Genomic DNA, 17629 nt, shown 5'->3' on the forward strand with positions numbered 1-17629 from the left:
CGTGAGAACAATCTGTCTCACGATTGAGAAGTAATGAAATAAAGAATTATGCTATACTTAACGTGTTTGCCAACATATCGTAGCGTTGTATCCAGCATAAGCCGATAAGCTTTCAGTCAAGCGTGCAGGTCTATGGAAGTCGACTATATCGTGATCGGGTCCGGCTCGGGCGGCAGCGCCGTCGCCGGGCGTCTCGCGGAGCAGGACGGCGCGCGCGTGCTGGTGCTGGAGGCGGGCGGGTCGGACCGCCGCCTGCCGGTGCTGATGCCGGCCGCGACCTATCTCTATGCGATTGGCAACCCCGCCTTCGACTGGCGGCTCACCTCGGCGCCCGACCCCTCGCGCAACGGGCGCACCGACTACATGCCGCGCGGCAAGGTGCTCGGCGGCTCCAGCTCGATCAACGGCATGCTCTATGTGCGCGGCCAGCCGGAGGATTTCGACGGCTGGGCGGCGGATGGCTGCCCCGGCTGGGACTTCGCCAGCGTGCTGCCCTATTTCAGGCGCGCGGAGGCGAACGAGAACGGCGGCAGCGACATTCACGGCGCCGACGGGCCGCTCAGCGTGGAGAACCTGCGCACCTCGCACCCGCTGTCGCAGGCGTTCCTGCGCGCCGGCGTCGAGCGGGGGCTCGCCGAGACGGCGGACCTCAACCGCCCGCCGCAGCAGGGCATCGGCTTCGTGCAGGCCACGCAGCGCCGCGGCTGGCGGTGCAGCTCCGCGCGCGCCTATCTCTGGCGCCGCCGCCCCAACCTCACCGTTCTCACCAACGCCCATGCCCGCCGCGTGCTGTTCGAGGGCAAGCGGGCGAGCGGGGTCGAGTTCGAGCGCGGCGGGCGCATCGTCACGGCGCGGGCGGCGAAGGCGGTGGTGCTGGCGGCCGGCGCGTTCGGCTCGCCGCAGCTCTTGATGCTCTCGGGTGTCGGGCCGCAGGCGCAGCTGCGCACCCACGGCATCGACGTGGTGCACGACCTGCCCGGCGTCGGCGAGAACTTCCACGACCATCCCGGCACCAGCCACATCGTCTGGGTCGACCAGCCGACCTACAACGTGCAGCACACGCTGTTCCACGCGCTCCTCTACGGCGCGCAGTGGCTGTTCGCCGGGCGCGGGCCGGGAACGACGCCCGACACCCATGTGCTGGCCTTCCTGCGCTCCGATCCCGACCTGCCGCGCTGCGACCTGCAGTATCACTTCACGCCGGTGGGCTACGATCTCACCGACACCGGCCCGATCCTGTTCGACCGGCCGGCGGTGACGGCGCTGAACAACATCCACCGGCCGTGGTCGCGCGGCCATGTCCGGCTGCGCAGCGCCGACCCGAAGGCGCCCGCGGCGATCCAGCCGAACCTTCTCGGCGACGCGCGCGACGTCGCGACCCTCATTGCCGGCGGACGCAAGCTGCGCAGCATCTTCCAGTCGCCGGCCATGGCCCGCCACGTGCTCGGCGAGTTCAAGCCGGGCGACGAGGTGCGAAGCGACGACGAATGGGCCGACTATGTCCGCTCCACCGCGATCGGCATCTACCACCCCGCCGGCACCTGCAAGATGGGCAGCGACCCGATGGCGGTGGTGGACGAGAAGCTGAAGGTGCGCGGCCTCGCCAATCTCTACGTCGCCGACGCCTCCATCATGCCGGTCATCGTCAGCGGCAACCTCAACGCGAACTGCATCATGATCGGCGAGCGATGCGCCGACTTCGTAAGGGCGGCCTGAACCATGGCTTCATCACCACGGACGAACGGGCGACGCACCGTCGCCGTCATCGGCGGCGGCGCGGTGGGCGTCGCGACGGCGAGCTTCCTCCTGCGCGACGGCCACGACGTGGTGCTGATCGAGCGCGGCGGCATCGGCGAGGGCGCCTCGTTCGGCAATGCCGGCTGCCTCAACCCGTCCTCCGTGGTGCCGATGTCGATGCCCGGCACGCTGGCCAAGGTGCCGGGCTATCTGTTCGACCCGCTGGGCCCGCTGTCGATCCGCTGGCGCTACCTGCCGACGCTGGCCCCCTGGCTCGCCCGCTTCGTGCGGGCCGGCACGCGGGCGCGGGTCGAGGCGCAGGCGCGCGCGCTCAAGCCGCTGCTCGACGATTCCTACGGCGCCTGGCTGCCGCTGGTGCGCCATGCCGGCGCCGAGGGGCTGATCCTGCGGCAGGGCCATCTGGTGGTCTACCGCACCGAACAGGACTTCGCCGGCGACGCGCTCGGCTATCAGCTCCGCCGCGACAACGGGATCGCGTTCGACGTGCTGCGCGAGGACGAGCTGTGGCAGTTCGAGCCCAGCATCTCGCACGACTACACGATCGGCGTGCTGTTCCAGCAGAACGGCCACACGGTGAACCCGAACCGGCTCGTGCGCACGCTCGCCGAGGCCTTCCAGCGCGATGGCGGGCGGATTCTCGCCGCCGAGGCGAAGGGCTTCCTGCGCGAGGGTGCGATGCTCAGAGGCATCGAGACCGATGCCGGAGCCATTCCGGCGGATGCCGCGGTGGTCGCGGCCGGTGCCCATTCACGCCGGCTGGCCGCGAGCCTCGGCGACGACGTCCCGCTCGACACCGAGCGCGGCTACCACGTGCTGATCGCCGACCCCGAGACCGCGCCGCGCCTGCCGATCCTCGACGCCAGCGCCAAGTTCGTCTCGACCCCGATGGAGACCGGGCTGCGGCTCGCCGGCACGGTCGAGTTCGCCGGGCTGGACGCGCCGCCCAACTGGCAGCGGGCGGACTACCTGCTCACGCTCGGGCGCCGGCTGTTCCCGGGCCTCGCCGCGCATTACCCGGAAGGGCGGGTGTCGCGCTGGATGGGCTTCCGCCCCAGCATGCCCGACTCGCTGCCGGTGATCGGCCGGGCCAGCCAGTGCCCGGACGTCGCCTATGCCTTCGGCCACGGCCATGTCGGTCTCGCCGCGGGCGCCCGCACCGGGCAGGCGGCGGCGGACCTGATCGCCGGGCGGGCGCCGGCCTTCGACCTTACCCCCTTCGCGCCGACCCGGTTCTGACGCAGGGCCGGGGATGCGCCGGATGTGGGTGCGTTCGCATCCGCGTGGCGGCTTTCTCCGTGATGAGACGCGGCGTCTCGCATGGCCACTTCGATGGGATGATAATCCATATATTTCAATGAATTAGGCAAATGGCACAGCCCTTGCCGAGAAGGGCGCGATCGGCCATGCGCCGGTCGCAGTCAAGGGAGTCCGGTCGTGCTGCTTTCCTTCTTCATGATGCCGCTTCACTCGGTCCAAAGGGACTATGCCACCTCGCTGCGGGAGGACATCCAGGCCTTCAAGCTCGCCGACGAACTCGGCTTCGAGGAAGGCTGGATCGGAGAGCACTACTCGGCTTCCATCGAGCAGATCTCCTCGCCGCTGATGTTCCTGGCGCACATGGCGCCGCAGACCAAGCGCATCAAGCTCGGCACCGGCGTCATGACGCTGCCGCTCTATCATCCGGTGATGGCGGCCGCGCATATCGCGCTGCTCGACCACCTCGCCCCCGGGCGGCTCATCCTCGGCATCGGCACCGGCGGCCTCGGCTCGGACTTCGAGGTCTACGGCATGGAGAACGCCGACCGGACCGCAATGATGCTCGACTCGATCGACATGATTAAGCGGATCTGGGCCGCCGATCCGCCCTACGACATTCCCGGCAAGTTCTGGGACGTGAAGCTGAGCAAGATGTACTGGCCCGATCTCGGCGTCGGCATCCTGCCCAAGACGCTGACCAAGCCGCACCCCGCGCTGGCGGTCTCGGTCTCCAGCCCCAATTCGAACTCGATCCGCGTCGCCGCCCGCAACGACTTCATGCCGATCTCGGCGAACTTCGTCGCGTCCTGGGTGGTGAAGACCCACTGGGAAACCTATTGCGACGAGCTGGCCAAGCTCGGCAAGGTGCCGGACGGCTCCAAATGGCGCGTCGCCCGCTCGATCCATGTCGCCGACACCGACGAGGCCGCGGAGCGCTACGTGAAGAAGCCGGGCGGCGCCTATGACTGGTATTACGACTACATGTACAAGGTCTATGAGCGCATGGGCGCCGGCGCGCTTCTCGCCCCGTTCCGCGACACCGACCCGGCGACCATCACCCACGAGCTGGTGCGCGACAATTTCGTGATCTACGGCAGCCCGGAGACGGTGACCCGCAAGATCCTCGAGCTGCGCGACGAGGTCGGCCCGTTCGGCACGCTGATGATGACGTCGCACGAATGGGAGGACGAGAGCGTCATGCGCCGCTCGATGGAGCTGCTCGCCAGGCGCGTCATGCCCGCGGTCAACGAGGCGTTGGGCGAAGCGCCGGCGATGGCGGTCTGAGCGAGTGGAAGGGATCGATATGCTGAGCGTGGACAAGGGCGGATTGCTGCAGCCGGGTAAGCTCTGGTGGAACTGGTTTGGCGAGCAGTATTTCGTGCCGCGCTACACGGCGCGGCCGACCTCTGAGGAGGAGGTCTGCACGATCGTGCGCGAGGCGCGCAGGCTGGGCCTGCCGATCCGCGCCAGCGGGGCGGGGCACTCCAATCCCGCCATCGTGCCGACGCCGGGCGTGCATGTCGATTTCGACGATTTCAACCAGGTCGTCTCGGTCGACAAGGAGAAGCTCCAGGTCACGGTGCGCCCGGGCATGAGGGTGAGCGCGCTCACCGCCTTCCTGCGCGAGCAGGGCATGTCGCTCAACAATCAGGGCGACATTGACCGTCAGGCGATCATCGGCGCGCTGATGACCGGCACGCATGGCGCGGGCAAGACGCTGCCCTGCATGTCCACCGCCATCGCCGGGGCGCGGATCGTGACCGCGGACGGCGAGTTGCGCGACCTGTCGCCGGCCGATGGCGAGCTGTTCAAGGCGTTCCGCACCTCGATCGGCATGTTCGGGCTGGTGGTGTCGGTCACCATCCAGGCGGTGCCCTCGTACAATATCTACAAGCGCTCCTGGAACGCCGACGTGGAGGACTGCATCGGCAACCTGCACGAGCGGCTCGACGAGAACCGCACCTTCTGGTTCTTCTGGCTGCCGCTCAAGAAGTCGGCCGAGCTCTACGAGCTGCCGGGCGGCGCGGTGCCCTCGACCGCGACCCGCGAGCACGACATCTGCCACATGCGCACCTACAACGCGGTGCCGGTCGACCAGCCGGCGCCCGAGCTCGGGCCGGGCGAGGAATTCGACCATTCCTCGATCATCTACCCTAACGACTACATCCCGAACTTCCGCGAGATCGAGTACGCGGTTCCGTTCGGGCGCTTCGAGGAGTGCTTCGCGGAGGTCCGGCACATGTTCCAGACCAAATATCCCGACGCGCTCTACCCGGTGGAGTGCCGGGCGGTGAAGGGCGACGACACCTACCTTTCCGCCTATGCGGAGCGGGACGGCTACGCGCTGTCGATCTCCGGCCCGCTCGAGGAGTGGACCTGGGGCATGCTGCGCGACGCCGACGCCATCCTCGACCGCTACGATGCGCGCCCGCACTGGGGCAAGCACCACTTCATGACGCCGGAGCGGCTCGAGCGGATCTATCCGAAATACGACGCCTTCAAGCGTCTGCGCCGCGAGATGGATCCCGACGGCGTGTTCCTCAACGATCATCTGAGGATGCTGTTCGCGTGACAGGGACGGGCCGGCGGTGCCGGCCCGTCGCGCCTCGTCACGGGGCTGCCGATGCGAAAGGGAAGGCGGGTTGACGATTAAGAATTGTGCTGCGCAGAATTTAGGCGGGGGGTCGGAGCTGGAGCCCGCGATGCTGGATCTTCGCAGTCACGTTTCACGGATCGTTTCGAGCGCGAACCAGCTTTCCCTGCCGCCCGAGGAGACGCGGGCGCTGCGCACCGTCGACACCATGGCCGCCTCCTGGCGGCGTTGCATGGAAGGCTACCGTTTCGACCCGGCGGCGAAGTTCCTGATCGAATCGGTGAGCGATGCCGAGCTGAAGCGCCACCGCGAGGCGAATGACGAGCTGGTCCATTTCGCCGGCCCGGAGATCGACGCCGCCTTCGGCGCCGTGTCGCTGTCCGGCTTCAGCATCAGCCTCGGCAATCTCGACGGCTACGTCATCGCCGAGCGCGCCAACTACAACCCGCAATTCTACAGCGAGGTCGAGCGGGCGGGCACCGCCTGGGCCGAGCCTTCCGCCGGCACCAACGCCATCGGCACCTGCCTGGTCGAGGGACGGCCGGTCGGCGTGCACACCAACGACCATTTCTTCTACGAGTTCTCGGCCCTGTCCTGCGCCAGCGCGCCGCTGTTCAGCCCCAACGCCGAGCTGATGGGGGCGATCAACATCTCCATCCGCAATCCGGAGCTGCAGCGCGAGACGCTGAAGGTGGTGCTCGGCCTCACCACCGGCCTTGCCGACCGCATCGGCGAGCGCATGTTCCGGCACACCTTCCGTCGCAACTACATTCTCAAATTCGCGACCGGCCCGGTCGATCACGGCCTGATCGCGGTCGATGGCGACTTCCAGCTCGTCGGCCTCAACCGTGCCGCCCGCGAGATGCTGCGCGACCGGGTGCAGCTCGGCCGCGTGCGCAGCCTGTGGGCGATCTTCGAGCGCGACCACCGCCTGCTCGACCTCACCCGGCTCGCGGGCGCCGAGCTGACGCTGCACCTGCAGAAGGGCGGCGACGCGCTCAGCGTCCTGCTTAGCGGCCCGGCCGAGGCGCCGCCCGCCTCCAGCCGCTTCAGCGCGGCCGACGCCGCCAGCACGCCGCGCCGCCCGGCCGCGCCGCCCGCTGCTGCGGACCGGCGGCTGACGCTCGACGACTGCGCCGGCGGCGATCCGCGCATGAGGGCCAATGTGCGCTTCGTGAGGCGCGTGCTGGGCGGCTCGCTGCCCATCCTCCTGCTCGGCGAGACCGGCGCGGGCAAGGACGTGTTCGCCCGCGCCGTGCATGCGGAGAGCCCGCGGCGGGGTGGCCCGTTCGTTGCCTTCAACTGCGCCTCGGTGCCCGACACGCTGATCGACAGCGAGCTGTTCGGCTATGGCAGCGGCGCCTTCACCGGCGCCCGGCGCGAGGGCAGCCCCGGCCGGCTGGTCGAGGCCGACGGCGGCACGCTGTTCCTCGACGAGATCGGCGACATGCCGCTCGGCCAGCAGACGCGCCTGCTGCACGTGCTGGAATCGGGCGAGGTGACGCCACTCGGCTCCGGCAAGCCGCGCAGCATCGACGTCCAGGTGGTCGCCGCCACCAACCAGAACCTCGAGGAGCAGATCGCCAGCGGCCTGTTCCGGCAGGACCTCTACTACCGGCTCGCCGGCGCGGTGATCGACATTCCGCCGTTTCGCGAGCGCGCCGACCGCCGCGAGCTGATCGAGGCGGTGTTCGCGCGGCTGGTGGGGGAGCGGGCGATCGAGCTCGCGCCCGACGCCATCGCGCTGCTTCTCGGCCATCCCTGGCCGGGCAATCTGCGCGAGCTCGGCCATGTGCTGAACCGCGCGATCCACATGTGCGAGGGGCCCGTGCTCCACGCACGCGACATCATGATCCGCCCGGCGGGCCGCGTGCCGGTGCCGGCGACGGCGGTGCCCGAGCCGGTGCCGGAATCGGCAGAGCCGCCCGGCGAGGCGGGCAGCGCGCGCCACGCCATCGCCGCCGCCGAGCGCGAGGCGATCGTCTCCACGCTGGCGCGCTGCGGCGGCAATGTGAAGGCGGCGGCGGTCGCGCTCCAGCTCAGCCGCGCGACGCTCTACCGCAAGCTCCAGCGCTATCAGATCGCCCACTGACGACCGGGGCCATGCTCGCGGCGCACGCACGAGACCGCGCGGGCCGGCGACCTGTCGCGCCGGTGCGACTCCCCTGGCTCGTCCATGCAACATTCCCGCCCATGCGACGAAATCGCTTTATTAAGACAGCGGGAGAGACATGTCGCAGTGTCGAGTTTGCCTTTATCCCTTGAATTCTGGTTATATGACGATGAATAGGTCGCGCTAATTTTGGTGAATAGAAGAATTTTATCATCAAGAACGAGAAATATTCTTTCGGAATAGCGACGCCCCCGGCTGGCACGTTTGTTGCCGAACCCGAAACCGGCCGCCAGGGCCCCGAACAGAGGGAATAAAAATGACCTTCCGAAAGAATGATCGAGCGCCGTCGCGGCGCAGCGTCATGAAAGGCATGGGACTTGCGGCCGCGACGCTGGCAGCGCCGGGCGTGCTGCGCCGGGCCTACGCGCAAGAGCCGATCGTGCTCCTGACCTGGGAGACCTACCACGACCCGGCCTGGTGCCAGGAATGGAGCGAGGCCAACGGCGTCGAGGTGAAGCCGGTGGTGATCGGCTCGGTCGACGAGCTGTTCTCCCAGCCCTTCTCCGGGGCGATCCAGCCCGACGTGATGTATATCGAGACCGGCTCGCTGCCGCGCTTCCACGAGGCCGGCCTCATCACCACCCTCGACACGTCGAAGGTGCCGAACACCTCAAACATCACCTCCAAGCTCGACTGGAAGAAGTTCACCACCGTGGACGGCTCCATCGTCGGCATCCCCTACAACTGGGGAACCCAGCCGCTGATGTTCGATGCCGACGTCACCAAGTCTCCCGACAGCTGGGCGGTGCTGTGGGACGAGAAATACGCAGGCAAGGTGAACGTGTTCGACGACTGCACGATCGTGTTCCCCATGATCGCGCTCTACATCGGCGCCAAGGACCCGTTCAACCTCACCGACGCCGAGTTCGACAAGTGTGCCGACGCGCTGCGCGCGCTGCGCAAGCAGGTGCGCACCATCGCCCGCGGCTTCGACGACGCGGTGAACATCTATGCCGCCGGCGACGCCGTGATCGGCTACTGCCAGAACATCGCCGTGGTGACCTCGCTGCAGGACAAGGGCAAGAACTTCGACTACTCGCTGCCCAAGGAAGGCACCCCGACCTGGATCGACTGCACCGGCGTCTCCAAGAAGGGCGACCGCGACATCGTCTACAAGTTCATCAACGACAACCTGTCGGTCAAATGGCAGTCCCGCTTCATCGAAGCCTCGACCAATAACGGGGTGCTCGACCTCGCCGAGGCCAAGGAAGGCGGGGTGAGCGAGAAGACCCTCAAGCGCACCAACATCCCCGACTCCCAGGCCGGCGACTTCTGGGAGAAGCTCGTCATCCTGCAGAAGCCGGAAGATTTCGACCGCCGCCTGCAGATGTGGAACGACTTCAAGGCCGGCACGCTCTGACGAGCGTGCCATCCTCAGATGAGCATCGGAGCACAGGGATGGAAAAGGCTTCGCGGACGATCCTCGCCGTCGCGGGGGTCGACAAGACCTTCGAGGGCGCGACCCGGCCGGCACTCGACCGGATCTCCTTCTCGGTCGAACCGGGGGAGTTCTTTTCGATCCTCGGCCCGAGCGGCTCGGGCAAGACCACGCTGCTGCGCATGATCGCGGGCTTCGAGCGTCCGGATGTGGGGCGCATCATCATGGATGGCGAGGACATCACCGATGTGCCTCCCTTCCGCCGCGACGTGCGCACGGTGTTCCAGAGCTACGCGCTGTTCCCGCATATGAGCGTGCTGGAGAACGTCGCCTACCCGCTGCGCATGGCGGGCGCGCGCAAAAGCGAGCGGCTGGCCAAGGCGCGCGAGTGCCTGGAGCTGGTCAGCATGGGCGACTTCGCGCAGCGCCTGCCGCACCAGCTCTCGGGCGGCCAGCGCCAGCGCGTGGCGCTCGCCCGCGCCATCGTCTGCCGCCCGCGCATCCTGCTGCTCGACGAGCCGCTGGGCGCGCTCGACCTGCGCCTGCGCCAGCAGATGCAGCATATGCTGGTCTCGCTGCAGAAGGACCTCGGCATCGCCTTCATCTACGTGACCCACGACCAGGGCGAGGCGCTGTCGATGTCCGACCGGGTGGCGGTGATGAGCGAGGGGCGCATCTCGCAGCTCGGCACGCCGCGCGAGATCTACTTCGATCCCTCCTCGGAGTTCGTCGCCCAGTTCGTCGGCCGCTCCAACCTGCTGCCGATCGAATGCGTCGACCGCAACGGCGCCATCACCGCGCTGCTCGAGGGCAAGCCGCTGTCGGGCATCGCGGCGCCGCGCACCGGGCCGGCACGGATGGCGATCCGCTTCGAATGCGTGCGCCTCGACGCGCCCGACCTGCCGGCGGACGGGGCGTGCAGCATCGACGGGACGGTGAAGGACGTGCTGTTCCTCGGCAATGCGCTCGAGGTCAATGTGCGCTGCGGAGGGCTGAACATCATCGCCGCCGTCCCCGCCGCCAGCGAGGAGCGCTTCACGCCCGGCAAGCAGGTGCGCGTGCTGTTCGATGCCAACAACGCGACGGTATTCCATGGCTGACATCGCCTCCGACATGACGATGAGCCCCGCCCGCGCCTTCCGGCCCAGCCGTTTCAGCATGATGGGCTGGCCGGTCTATGCCTGGTTCATCGCGCTGGTGCTGGTGCCGAACCTCCTGCTGGTGGGGGCGAGCTTCCTGCGAACCCGCAGCGGGCGCATTGTGTTCGAGCCGACCGTCGCCAGCTATGCGCGGCTGTGGGATTCGCACAGCTTCCAGTACCTGCTGCTGAAGACGCTCGGCACCAGCTTCGGTGCGGCGCTGCTCGGCTGCCTGATCGCCTATCCGATGGCCTATTACGCCGCCCGGGTGGTGCGCGGGAACAGGTCGATCCTGGTGCTGCTGGTCATCATCCCGCTGTGGATCAGCCTGCTGATGCGGGTGTTCGCCTGGCGCATGATCCTCGGCCAGAGCGGAATCCTGAACACCTTCCTCGTCACCACCGGCATCCTGGCCGAGCCGAGCGAGGCCTTCCTCTATACCGGCTTCTCGGTGCTGCTCACCTACACCTACATCTCGATCCCCTACGCGTTCATCTCCATCTTCACCGCGCTGGAGAAGATCCCGCATTCGCTGGTCGAGGCCTCGCAGGACAGCGGCGCCTCCGGCTGGCGGACCTTCCGCCATGTGATCTGGCCGCTGTCGCGGCCGAGCGTCGCCATCGGCTTCTCGCTCGCCTTCCTGATGACGGTCGGCGACTACATCACCCCCTCCATGGTCGGCGGCATCGACGGCACCATGATCGGCATGGTGATCGCCTCGCAGTTCGGCATCGCCAACAACTGGCCCTATGGCTCGGCCATCGCCGTCTGCCTGCTGGTGAGCGTCGGCGTGGTGCTGGCTTTGGTGATGTGGTTCGGGCAGAGCAAGGGCGTGCTGACGGGCGACGAGGGGGCGCAGCCGGCCTCGTCCGGTCCGCGCACGCAGGGCGGCCGGCTGCTGCGAGCCCTCGCCAACATCGCCTTCGCCATCCCTTACCTGTTCCTCTACGCGCCGCTCGCCATCATGGTGCTGATGTCGTTCAACGAGTCGAAGGTGCAGGCCTTCCCGCTGCAGGGGATGACGCTGCAATGGTATCGCGAGCTGGGTGAGAACGCCGCGATGCTCGACGCGGTGCAGCGCAGCCTGATCGTCGGCTTCTTGGTAGTGCTGGTCTCGACCGTGGCGGCGATCGGCTTCGCCTTCGCGATCCATTACGGGCGGGTGAAGCAGGCGCGGTTCTTCGAGTTCGCGCTCGCGATCCCGGTGGCGATCCCCGGCGTGGTGCTCGGCATCGTCATGGTGCTGGCGACGCAGCTCGTGCAGATACCCTCGGGCGTTGCGCGGATCGTGATCGGCCAGGCGAGCTTCGTCATGCCGGTGATCCTGATGATCATCCTCGCCCGGCTGCGCCGGCTCGACGCGGCGCTGCTGGAGGCCTCGATGGATTCGGGCGCCAATCACTGGCAGAGCTTCGTCCATGTGCTGTTCCCCTCGATCCGCGGCGCGGTGATCGGCGGCGCGCTGCTGGGGTTCACGCTCTCGGCCGACGAGGTTATGGTGACGCTGTTCCTCAGCGGCACCGCGCCGACCCTGCCGGTGTGGGTCTGGAACCAGATGCGCTTCGGCTTCACCCCGTCGGTGAACGCGATCTTCACCCTGGTCGGGGTCGGCTCGCTGCTGGCGATCATCATCTGCAACCGGTTGGTCTTCCGCTCACAGACCCGCCGCGCGGAAGCGTGAGCGCCCGCCTCGCGCCGCCTCTCACCCGTCCCTGCGGCCACATGGCCGGCGGGTAAGGTTGCCCTTTCCCGCTCCCGCCTGCCGGGCCCGTTCACGCGATTCGTGATGCGGGCCGGCCGGTGAAGAGCGGAACGCATCGCCCGAATAAACATTGCGCCTCTGACATGCTCGTTCCGACGGACGGCGATCGCCTCCGCGCGAGCTCCTCTCCACATGCCAGCCGGCTGCACATCGATTGGATCGGAACCATGCAGGGGCAATCCCATCATGATCTTTCGCGGCGGGACCTTCTCGCCGCTGGCGCCGCGACCCTGGCGGGCAGCAGCGCGGGCTCGCCCGCCAACGCCGCCCCCGCCAGCCCGGGCGCGGCGCCCGCCAGCGAGGCGCGCAATGAGCCCGCGTCCGCACCGACGCCCGGGCCGGTGCGCATGCCCGTGCACCTCACCGTCAACGGCACGACGCGCGACCTCGAGGTCGACACCCGCACCACCCTGCTCGATGCGCTGCGCGAACAGCTCAGCCTGACCGGCACCAAGAAGGGCTGCGACCACGGCCAGTGCGGCGCCTGCACAGTGATCGTCGACGGCGTGCGGATCAATTCGTGCCTCACCCTCGCGGTGATGCACGAGGGTGCCGAGGTCACCACCATCGAGGGGCTCGGCACGCCCGGGCACATGCACGAGATGCAGGCCGCGTTCGTGAAGCATGACGGCTACCAGTGCGGCTACTGCACGCCGGGCCAGATCTGCTCGGCGGTGGCGGTGCTGGAGGAAATCAAGGCCGGCATACCGAGCCACGTCACGCAGGACCTCGCCTCGGCGCCCCCGCTCTCGGAGGACGAGCTGCGCGAGCGCATGAGCGGAAACATCTGCCGCTGCGGCGCCTATTCGAACATCGTCGCCGCCATCACCGACGTTGCCGGGAGCCCAGCATGACACCCTTCACCTTTGAACGCGCCGCGTCCCCGGCGCAGGCGGCGGCCGCCGCGGCCGCTACGCCCGGCGCCAAGTTCATCGCCGGCGGCACCAACCTGCTCGACCTGATGAAGCTGCAGATCGAGACCCCCACGCACCTGATCGACGTCAACGGGCTGGCGCTCGACACGATCGAGCCGACGCAGGAGGGCGGGCTGCGCATCGGCGCGCTGGTCAGCAACACCGAGCTCGCGTCCGACGCGCGCGTCCGGCGCGACTACGCCCTGCTGTCGCGGGCGCTGCTGGCGGGCGCCTCCGGGCAGCTCCGCAACAAGGCGACGACGGCGGGCAACCTGCTCCAGCGCACGCGCTGCCCCTATTTCTACGACACCAATCAGGCGTGCAACAAACGCAGCCCCGGCAGCGGCTGCTCGGCCATCGAGGGCTTCACCCGCCAGCTCGCGGTGATCGGCGCCAGCGATGCCTGCATCGCCACCCATCCCAGCGACATGGCGGTCGCCCTGCGCGCGCTCGACGCCGAGGTCGAGACCATCCATGCCGACGGCAGCGGCCGGCGCATCCCCATCGCCGAGTTCCACCGCCTGCCCGGCGACACGCCCGATGTCGAGACCGTGCTGGAGCCGGGCGAATTGATCACCGCCGTGATCCTGCCGAAGCCGGTCGGCGGGCGGCATGTCTACCGCAAGGTGCGCGACCGCGCGTCCTACGCCTTCGCGCTGGTCTCGGTCGGGGCGATCGTCCAGGAGGACGGCAGCGGGCGGGTTGCGCTCGGGGGCGTCGCGCACAAGCCCTGGCGGGTGGAGGAGGCGGAGGCCGAGCTGCCGCGCGGCGCGCGCCCGACCACCGAGCGCCTGCTCGCCAATGCCCGGCCCACGCGCGACAACGCGTTCAAGGTGACGCTGGTCGAGCGAACGCTCGGGTCGATCCTCAAGCAGGCGAGGGGCTGAGCCATGAAGTTCGATACTCCCGCCACCACCAACCCGATCGATCACCTCAAGGTCGTCGGCCATCCCCACGACCGCATCGACGGGCCGCTCAAGACAACGGGCACCGCGCCCTACGCCTATGAGCGCCACGACGTGGTCGCCGAGCCGGCCTATGGCTACGTGCTCGGCGCCGCGATCGCCAAGGGCCGCATCGCCCGGCTCGACACCTCCGCCGCCGAGCGCGCGCCCGGCGTCATCGCCGTGGTGACGGCGGACAATGCCGGCAAGCTCGGCAAAGGCAACTTCAACACCGCCCGCCTGCTCGGCGGACCCGAGGTCGAGCACTACCACCAGGCCATTGCCCTCGTGGTCGCGGAAAGCTTCGAGCAGGCCCGCAGCTCCAGCACGCTGGTGAAGGTCGACTACAAGGCCGAGCCCGGCGTGTTCGACCTGCGTGCGGCACGCGGATCCGCCTCGCCGCCGGAGGAGACCGCCATCTCCGGCCCGCCCGACACCAGCGTCGGCTCCTTCGCGAGCGCCTTCACGGACGCGCCGGTGACGCTCGACGAGACCTATACGACGCCGGACCATTCGCATGCGATGATGGAGCCGCACGCTACGCTCGCGGCCTGGGAGGGGGACGCGCTGACGGTGTGGACCTCCAACCAGATGATCGCCTGGGCCACCGGCGACCTCGCCGCGACGCTCGGCATCGACCGGTCGAAGGTGCGCGTGGTCTCGCCCTATATCGGCGGCGGCTTCGGCGGCAAGCTGTTCCTGCGCGCCGATGTGCTGCTCGCGGCGCTGGGGGCGAAGGCTGCCGGCCGGCCGGTGAAGGTGGCGCTGCAGCGCCCGCTGATCCCCAACAACACCACCCACCGGCCCGCCACCATCCAGCGCATCCGCATCGGCGCCGAGCGCGACGGCACCATCACTGCCATCGGCCATGAGAGCTGGTCCGGCGACCTGCCGGGCGGCGGGCCGGAGACGGCGGTGGGCCAGACACGCCTGCTCTATGCCGGGGCGAACCGGATGACGTCGATGCGGCTCGCCGTGCTCAACCTGCCCGAGGGCAACGCCATGCGCGCCCCCGGCGAGGCGCCGGGCCTGATGGCGCTCGAGATCGCCATGGACGAGATGGCCGAGAAGCTCGGTATGGATCCGGTCGAGTTCCGTGTCCGCAACGACACCCAGGTCGATCCCGAGCATCCCGAGCGCCCGTTCTCGTCCCGGCCCTTCGTGGAGTGCCTGCGGCTCGGCGCGGAGCGCTTCGGCTGGAGCCGGCGCGATCCGCGCCCGGCGCGGGTGCGCGAGGGGAACTGGCTGGTCGGCATGGGCATGGCGGCGGCGTTCCGCAACAACCTGCTCATGAAGTCCGGCGCCCGGGTACGGCTGGCCGGCGACGGAAGCCTGACGGTGGAAACCGACATGACCGACATCGGCACCGGCAGCTACACCATCATCGCCCAGACGGCGGCGGAGATGACGGGGCTGCCGATCGAGAAGATCGCGGTGCATCTGGGCGATTCCGACTATCCGGTCTCCGCCGGCTCGGGCGGACAGTTCGGCGCCAACAACGCGACCTCCGGCGTGTTCGCCGCCTGCGCGAAGCTGCGCGAGGAGGTGGCGCGCCGCCTCGGCTTCAATTCGGAGGAGGCCGAGTTCGCCGGCGGACAGGTGCGGGTGGGCAACCGCTCGGTGCCGATCGGCGAGGCGGCGGGCGACGGCGAGATCGTCGCCGAGGACGCGATCGAGTATGGCGACCTCGACAAGACCTACCAGCAGTCGACCTTCGGCGCCCATTTCGTCGAGGCGGCCGTGGACGTCGCCACCGGCGAGGCACGGATCCGGCGCATGCTGGCGGTGTGCGCGGCCGGGCGCATCATCAACCCGAAGTCCGCCCGCAGCCAGGTGATCGGCGCCATGACCATGGGCGCCGGCGCCGCGCTGATGGAGGAACTGGCCGTCGACACGCGGCGCGGCTTCTTCGTCAATCACGACCTCGCCGGCTACGAGGTGCCCGTGCATGCGGACATCCCGCACCAGGACGTCATCTTCCTCGACGAGACCGACCCGATCTCCTCGCCGATGAAGGCGAAGGGGGTGGGCGAGCTCGGCATATGCGGGGTCGGCGCGGCGGTGGCGAACGCGCTCTACAACGCCACCGGCGTGCGCGTGCGCGACTACCCGATCACGCTCGACAAATATCTCGACCGCCTGCCCGACGTCGCCTGATCGGCGCCGCCGCAGCGGACCGCATGAAGGACAGCCTCGCGCCGGCATGAAGCCGACCGCGGGGCTGTTTTCTTGCGTCCCTGCCGCATGGCTCGCGCGACGTTCCGGCCTTCCGTGCCGCTTCCCCCGTCTTCCCAAAGGGCAGATCGGACAGTTCCGGCGCGGTTTCGAAAGAGCCGGGGCGCCTCCTCCCCTTAAGTAACTCCGCCGCCGCTCGGGCGGTCCGGCTCCCGCGCGGCGGGAACCAAGGCGGAGGATCGTCCCATGCTTGGCGTGATGAGCTTTGTGCGCGTGGTGCGCCGGTCGGCGTTTCGTCTGGGGATCGGCCTGCTCGGCCTTTATCCGGGTGCCGTGCGCGCCGACACGACGACGAATTTCTACCAGGTGCCCGCGGCGCTGATCGCCGGCCGGGCCGGCACGCTGATCCGGGCCGAGCCGCTGGCGCCGCCGGCGGGCGCGGCGGTCGCCTACCGCATCCTCTACCGCTCGCGCGACGTGGATGGACGCCCGATCGCCGTCTCCGGCGTGGTCGCGGCGCCGCCGGCGGCGAAATTCCGCCGGCCTGTGGTCACCTGGGGCCACGGCACCAGCGGCATCGCCCCGGGCTGTGCGCCCTCGCGTTTTCCGGGGCATGATTTCGGCAGCATAGGAGGCCTCGGCACGCTGCTCGCCGATGGCGACATCGTGGTCGCCACCGACTATCAGGGGCTCGGCGCCGGCAAGGTGCATCCCTATCTGGTCGGCCCGAGCGAGGCCCATGCCATGATCGACGCCGTGCGCGCGGCGCGGGCGCTGCCGGGTCTCGACGCCGGCCGGCGGTTCGCGAGCTGGGGCTTTTCGGAAGGCGGGCAGGCGGCGCTGTTCACCCGCGCCCTGGCGCGCAGCTACGCCCCGGAACTGCGTTTCGAGGGAGCGGCGGCGGTCTCGGCGCCGACCGAGTTGCGCCGTCTGCTCGCGCATGACATCGGTTCGCCGGCGGGCGAGGTGGTCGCCTCCTCCGCCGCCTGGTCGTGGAGCCATGCCTATGACCTGCCGATCGGCCAGGTGGTGCGCCTGCAGGCGCTGCCGGCGCTGGAGCATCTCGCCACGCTGTGCAGCCTCGACCTGCCGGAGCGGCTCGGGCTGGGGCTGGCGACCTTCGCCTACGGACGGGACGGGTTCCTGCGCCGCCAGGCCGAGAATCGGCCGGACTGGGCGCGGGTGATCGCGCGGAACTCCGTGCCCGCCCAACCCGGCACGCCGGTGTTCCTCGCCCAAGGCGGCGGCGACGCGCTCGTTTCGCCCTCGACCACGCGCGACTTCGCCCACCGGCTGTGCCGCGACGGCGTGGCGCTGGACTACGACCCGATCCCCTTCGCCTCGCATGGCGGCGCGGAGGCCTCGAGCGTCGAGGCGGCGACGCGCTGGCTAGCCGGGCGGCTGTCCGGCGCGCGGGCGCCCACCGACTGCGCCAGCCTCGGCGGGCGCCCGCAGCCGCTCTAGCGGAAGGCGGTATCCGGCGGCGCGCGGACGTCGCCGGCAGGCCTTCACGGCTTTCCGCGCGAAACGCTCAAT

At 69.1% G+C, this 17629-nt stretch carries 12 protein-coding genes; all 12 read left to right on the forward strand.

Features of this window, described 5'->3' with window-relative positions; translation table 11 throughout:
• Positions 1-132: 132 nt before the first annotated feature.
• Positions 133-1716, forward strand: coding sequence for a GMC family oxidoreductase (locus NVS83_RS10495; protein WP_258739254.1), 1584 nt, complete (start codon positions 133-135; stop codon positions 1714-1716).
• A 3-nt stretch (positions 1717-1719) separates the two neighbouring features.
• On the forward strand, positions 1720-2994 hold the full coding sequence (locus tag NVS83_RS10500) for an NAD(P)/FAD-dependent oxidoreductase (RefSeq protein ID WP_258739255.1): 1275 nt from the start codon (positions 1720-1722) through the stop codon (positions 2992-2994).
• A gap of 198 nt (positions 2995-3192) precedes the next feature.
• A complete protein-coding gene (locus tag NVS83_RS10505) occupies positions 3193-4299 on the forward strand; it encodes an LLM class flavin-dependent oxidoreductase (RefSeq protein WP_258739256.1) in 1107 nt (368 codons plus the stop codon).
• A 19-nt stretch (positions 4300-4318) separates the two neighbouring features.
• Entirely contained in the window at positions 4319-5587 is a 1269-nt protein-coding gene (locus NVS83_RS10510) for a D-arabinono-1,4-lactone oxidase (RefSeq protein ID WP_258739257.1), read from the forward strand.
• Positions 5588-5717: 130 nt separating this feature from the next.
• The gene (locus NVS83_RS10515; protein WP_258739258.1) at positions 5718-7700 is read left to right on the forward strand and encodes a sigma-54-dependent Fis family transcriptional regulator; all 1983 of its coding nucleotides are present in this window, start codon (positions 5718-5720) and stop codon (positions 7698-7700) included.
• Between the two features lie 337 nt (positions 7701-8037).
• Entirely contained in the window at positions 8038-9141 is a 1104-nt protein-coding gene (locus NVS83_RS10520; protein WP_258739259.1) for an ABC transporter substrate-binding protein, read from the forward strand.
• 38 nt (positions 9142-9179) lie between these two features.
• On the forward strand, positions 9180-10259 hold the full coding sequence (locus NVS83_RS10525) for an ABC transporter ATP-binding protein (protein ID WP_258739260.1): 1080 nt from the start codon (positions 9180-9182) through the stop codon (positions 10257-10259).
• Complete coding sequence (locus NVS83_RS10530) at positions 10252-11979, forward strand: ABC transporter permease subunit (RefSeq protein WP_258739261.1); 1728 nt, start codon at positions 10252-10254, stop codon at positions 11977-11979. Before NVS83_RS10525 ends, NVS83_RS10530 begins: the two co-directional genes overlap by 8 nt.
• 248 nt (positions 11980-12227) lie before the next feature.
• The gene (gene paoA, locus NVS83_RS10535) at positions 12228-12914 is read left to right on the forward strand and encodes an aldehyde dehydrogenase iron-sulfur subunit PaoA (RefSeq protein WP_258739262.1); all 687 of its coding nucleotides are present in this window, start codon (positions 12228-12230) and stop codon (positions 12912-12914) included.
• Complete coding sequence (locus NVS83_RS10540; RefSeq protein ID WP_258739263.1) at positions 12911-13861, forward strand: FAD binding domain-containing protein; 951 nt, start codon at positions 12911-12913, stop codon at positions 13859-13861. The genes paoA and NVS83_RS10540 overlap by 4 nt, the downstream gene beginning before the upstream one ends.
• 3 nt (positions 13862-13864) lie before the next feature.
• Positions 13865-16075: an aldehyde oxidoreductase molybdenum-binding subunit PaoC gene (gene paoC, locus NVS83_RS10545; protein WP_258739264.1), complete on the forward strand. Its 2211-nt coding sequence runs from the start codon at positions 13865-13867 to the stop codon at positions 16073-16075.
• Positions 16076-16339: 264 nt separating this feature from the next.
• Positions 16340-17557 carry a lipase family protein gene (locus NVS83_RS10550; protein WP_258739265.1) on the forward strand — a complete coding sequence of 406 codons (1218 nt, stop codon included), beginning with the start codon at positions 16340-16342 and terminating at the stop codon, positions 17555-17557.
• Positions 17558-17629 lie beyond the last annotated feature (72 nt).

This window comes from Ancylobacter mangrovi (assembly GCF_024752335.1).
GTDB lineage: Bacteria > Pseudomonadota > Alphaproteobacteria > Rhizobiales > Xanthobacteraceae > Ancylobacter > Ancylobacter mangrovi.